Consider the following 1986-nt stretch of genomic DNA (forward strand, 5'->3'; position numbering starts at 1 on the left):
AATGACCCGTAAAAAGGTGTTAATTATCCTGTTCTCATTTATTCCAACCTTTTTTGGAACCTTTATCACCGGTTTTTTGCTCCGCTATGCAGGTTTTGAAACCCTGCCTCCCATGCTGCCCATCTTCTTAAGCTTCCTTGTCGCAGGGCTCGCATGGGCACAGTTCCGCTACGACCTTTTATCCTTTTCGAGCAGGGAAGTATCTGAGCGGATACTGCAGACCGTATACGATGCGGTCATCCTGTGTAATCTCGACGGTAGTATTATCGACTGCAATCTAAGCCGTTCAGGGCACAATTTTCAGGGTAAACCCATTTCGGATTTAATTCCCCAAGCAAACCCTCCCCTTATCTGGTTTCAGAAACACATACAGACAGGAGACGATCCCTTTGAAGACCTCTTTTGCTTTACCCCGGGCCGCACCGCACCTGCGCTTATGACTATTCGCCGGCTTTATGCAGGGCAAAGCCTTTTAGGTTACATGATTACTGCCCACGATCTCAGTGCAGAAAAAAATCTGACTATGGAAGTTGATCGGCGCCTCGCAGTTACGGCGAGTTTAAAATCGATAGAGGCAAATTTTGTCCGGGCTTTTCATGCTAGCCCCGCGGGTATGCTGATTATTGAACTGGGAACCCAGATTTTCCTGGACGTTAACCGTGCAGCCAGCGCAATCCTGCAAATACCGCCAAGTACCCTGGTTGGTTCAAAGCTCACCGAACTTGGGCTTGGTTTTGATGAACAAATGCTGCAGCTTTTTAAAAACACCCTCGGGGCAAACCAGTCCACTAGTACCCAGCAGGTGCTGATTACCCGAAAAAACGGCTCAAAACTGAACTGTCTTGTATCCGCTTCTCCCTTTACCTTTATGGAAAAAAAGGCCGCTCTGCTGATCCTTTTGGATATCACCGAAATTGAACAGCTTCGGGCTGAACTGGAACGGAGCCAAAAACTTGAGTCTATTGGTATATTGGCTGGCGGTATAGCCCATGACTTTAACAATATTATGACCGCTATATTGGGTAATATAAGCCTTGTAAAACTGGGCCTTTCTGAAACCGATGAAATGTATGAGGCAATCAGCAGGGCTGAAACCGCCTGTTTCAGGGCCCGGGACCTCTCGCGGCAGCTCTTAACCTTTGCGAAGGGGGGTGAACCCAGCCCTGAACCGACCGATGTGCCAAAATTGGTGCGGGAAGCCCTGCGGCTTTCTACTGCCGGCAGCGCGATTTCCGCCTCGGTCTCCATAGAAAATGATATCCCCTTTGCACATATCGACAGCGGACAGATTATTCAGTGTTTTAACAATATCATCTTAAATGCGGTACAAGCCATGCCCGCGGGAGGGAGTATCTCTATCCGAATACGGAAGGAAGTTTTTTCAGATCTAATGGACCAGGATAAGTATTTTCCCCTTATTCCCGCCCCGGGTGAATATGTGGTTGTTGAATTCAAGGATTCAGGCCCGGGAATCCCTGAAAATCTGCTGGATAAAATTTTCGATCCCTATGTTTCAACGAAACATGGAGGATCCGGGTTAGGTTTGGCTATAACCTATTCTATCTTAAAACGTCATGGCGGAGCCATCGCGGTCCAGTCCCGGGAAGGCATGGGGGCAATTTTCAGTATTTATCTTCCCCCCGCAAGCGAACAGATGCAGCAAGATTCGGTAAATACGGTGCAGTTTGCCAAGGGTAAAATCCTTGTAATGGACGACGAATACTCAGTTCGAATGGTGGTAGATAGGATGCTGCGCCGTCTTGGTTACGAACCTACCGTGACAAGCAACGGAGAGGCGGCGATAGAACAGTTCCAAAAAGCCCTGAATGAACAGCGGGCCTTTAGTGCGGTGATTCTGGACCTCACGGTCGTATCAGGGCTGGGCGGCATAGAAACGGCCCGCCGCATCAGGACAATCGATTCGACGGTCCCCATTTTTGTATCCTCAGGCTATGCGGATGCGCCGGTTATGTCCGAGTACCGGGC

At 49.1% G+C, this 1986-nt stretch carries 1 protein-coding gene; it reads left to right on the top strand.

The annotated features are described in order from the left end of the window. Positions 1 to 1986: hybrid sensor histidine kinase/response regulator (locus Q7P68_RS13930; protein ID WP_304226686.1), on the top strand; the 1986-nt coding region annotated here is incomplete at both ends.

This window comes from Gracilinema caldarium, assembly GCF_029265695.1.
GTDB classification, from domain to species: domain Bacteria; phylum Spirochaetota; class Spirochaetia; order Treponematales; family Breznakiellaceae; genus Gracilinema; species Gracilinema caldarium_A.